The sequence below is a fragment of the Deltaproteobacteria bacterium genome (assembly GCA_011773515.1).
Lineage (GTDB): Bacteria > Desulfobacterota > Deferrimicrobia > J040 > J040 > WVXK01.
On the sequence record WVXK01000101.1, the window covers coordinates 2268 to 4860 of the forward strand.

4 protein-coding genes and 1 pseudogene (2 of these 5 only partly in view) are annotated in these 2593 nt (G+C 57.0%); all 5 read left to right on the forward strand.

Annotated features, from left to right (window positions below; genetic code table 11):
• Window positions 1–575 (forward strand): annotated as a pseudogene (locus GTN70_11125) (menaquinone biosynthesis decarboxylase) (it extends 812 nt beyond the left edge of the window).
• A 173-nt stretch (window positions 576–748) separates the two neighbouring features.
• Window positions 749–1615, forward strand: a complete 867-nt coding sequence (locus GTN70_11130; protein ID NIO17514.1) for a 4-hydroxybenzoate octaprenyltransferase — start codon at window positions 749–751, stop codon at window positions 1613–1615.
• Window positions 1612–2232: a UbiX family flavin prenyltransferase gene (locus tag GTN70_11135; protein ID NIO17515.1), complete on the forward strand. Its 621-nt coding sequence runs from the start codon at window positions 1612–1614 to the stop codon at window positions 2230–2232. The genes GTN70_11130 and GTN70_11135 overlap by 4 nt, the downstream gene beginning before the upstream one ends.
• On the forward strand, window positions 2229–2585 hold the full coding sequence (locus tag GTN70_11140; protein ID NIO17516.1) for a response regulator: 357 nt from the start codon (window positions 2229–2231) through the stop codon (window positions 2583–2585). Before GTN70_11135 ends, GTN70_11140 begins: the two co-directional genes overlap by 4 nt.
• Window positions 2582–2593, forward strand: partial view of a GAF domain-containing protein gene (locus GTN70_11145; GenBank protein NIO17517.1) — the start only. The gene runs 1047 nt beyond the window's last position; 12 of the gene's 1059 nt are visible here — the first part of the coding sequence; the start codon lies at window positions 2582–2584; its stop codon lies beyond the right edge, outside the window. The genes GTN70_11140 and GTN70_11145 overlap by 4 nt, the downstream gene beginning before the upstream one ends.

The following is a 2593-nucleotide window of genomic DNA, read 5'->3' on the forward strand; positions in this document are numbered from 1 at the left end:
AATACCCCGTATTTCACGTAACCTGCGTAACGCGCAGGAAGAACCCCATCTATCCCGCCACCATCGTGGGAAGGCCTCCCATGGAGGACTGCTACATGGGGAAGGCGACGGAGAGGATATTCCTGCCCCTCCTCCAGAAGATCCTGCCCGAGGTGGTGGACATGAACCTCCCCGTCGAGGGGATATTCCACAACTTCGCCTTCTTCGCGATAGACAAGCGCTACCCGGGTCACGCAAGAAAGGTGGCATCGGCGATCTGGGGGCTCGGCCTCCTCATGTTCACCAAGTTCGTCGTCATATTCGACAGGGAGGTCAACGTTCAGGACCTGTCCGAGGTTATCTGGAGGATCGGGAACAACGTGGACCCGGAGCGGGATACCTTCACGGTTCGCGGCCCCGTCGATGCACTCGATCACGCTTCCCCCCTTCCTCACTTCGGGACCAAGATGTGCATCGATGCCACGAGAACCTGGAAGGAGGAGGGACACGCAAGAGAGTGGCCCGACGTGATCGAGATGTCTTCCGAGATAAAAGATCTCGTTTCGAAGCGGTGGAAAGAGTATGGGTTTGAATAAAAGCAGGGTAATTCGGAATGCGGAATGCGGAATGCGGAATGCGGAATGAACACCCGAAAAGAACGGATGTTAATATTTCCTGAACGGTACTGTTGAACGAGAAACCAGAAACGCTAAACGCGAAACTGGTTTCACGGGACCCGGGACAAACAATCAACGAGAGGACGAATTTCTTGGCGATCTTTGCTCGCATCAGGACATACTTGGAGCTGGTAAAGTTCTCCCACACGGTTTTCGCCCTGCCCTTTGCCTTGACGGGGATGTTTCTCGCCGCCCGGGGGTTTCCCGACGCGGGGACGCTCTTTTTCATCCTCCTGGCAATGGTAGGCGGCCGGAGCGCCGCAATGGGATTGAACAGGGTGGTGGACGCAGAGATAGATCGGGCAAATCCCCGGACCCGGGACAGGCATATACCGAAGGGGCTGGTGAAGAAGCGGGAGGCCTGGACGCTCATCGCCGTAAGCTTCTTACTCCTTCTCTTTTCTGCCTACATGTTAAACCCCCTCTGCTTCAGGCTGTCGCCCCTTTTGATCGCTGTCCTCCTGCTCTACTCGTACACGAAACGCTTCACCTGGGCTTCCCACATCGTCCTCGGGCTGGCGCTGGGAGCGGCCCCCCTGGGTGCATGGATTGCCGTGAAAGGGGCGGTGGACCCCCGTATCCTGCTTCTGTCCTTCGCCGTGATGTTCTGGGTTGCAGGGTTCGACATCATCTACGCCCTGCTGGATATCGATTTCGACAGAACGTACGGCCTCCACTCCATTCCGCGGCTTCTCGGGCCGGGAAAGGCGATCACGGTTGCACGGATCTGCCACGCCTGCATGGCATCCCTGCTCCTTGGCATATACCACTTCTTTTCCCTGAGCTTTCTCTATCTGGCGGGCTTCCTGGTGTGCGTGGCCCTGCTCCTCTATGAGCACTCCCTGGTCAGGGAGGACGACTTTTCACGCCTCGACATGGCTTTTTTCAACGTGAACGGGTACATAAGTATAACGTTCTGTTTGTTCACGTTTCTTGATATAGTTTTACTTGGAAGGTGAAGAGGGTGCGATATTTCGTGGCCATAACGGGGGCGAGCGGATCCATCCTGGGAATACGGACCGTTCAGAAGCTTCTCTCCTTTCACCACGAGGTTTACCTGGCGGTGACGAAAACGGGCATTTCCATCATGGCGGACGAGGTCCCCGGAATGGAGGGGGTACGCAGGGAGACCCTATCGTCGAGGCTTTCTGACTTTCTGGGGAATCCCGGGGGCGCCCTCACGGTCGTCGATGACGATGATTTCAGCGTCCCGTTTGCATCCGGGTCGAACCCGCCGGACGCAATGGCCGTCGTCCCCTGTTCAGCGGGAACCCTGGGGAGGATAGCATCGGGCGTGTCGGGCAACCTCATAGAGCGGGCGGCCGACGTGTGCCTCAAAGAGCGCAAACGCCTCATCCTCGTCGTGCGGGAGACCCCCCTGAACGTTATCCACCTCCGGAACATGGAAGCCCTCGCGGTTGCCGGAGCAGTGATCATGCCTGCCTCCCCGGGCTATTATCACCGGCCCGAGACGGTGGGAGACCTGATCGACTTCATCGTCGAGCGTGCGGTGCTCCTCATGGGGGAAGCGGGTGCTCTCTCCAGGCAGTGGGGAGAAAAGGAGGTCCTCAAATGAGAAAAATACTCGTAGTAGATGACGAGGAGAGCATACGGCTGCTCTATAAGGAAGAGCTCGAAGACGAGGGGTACGAGGTGGCTGTTGCTGCCGACGGGATGGAGGCTCTCGAAAAGTTCCAGCTGTTTCAGCCCGACCTGGTGACGCTGGATCTCAAGATGCCCGGCATGGACGGGCTCGAGGTCCTGCAGAAGATAAGGAAGGTGGATATGGATATTCCCATCGTGCTCCTTACCGCGTACAGTGAGTTCAAGCAGGATTTCACCACCTGGGCATCGAATGCCTATATCGTTAAATCGATGGACCTTTCCGAGCTGAAGGTGACCATAAAGGAGTTTCTCGAAATCGAGTGAGGGGTTCT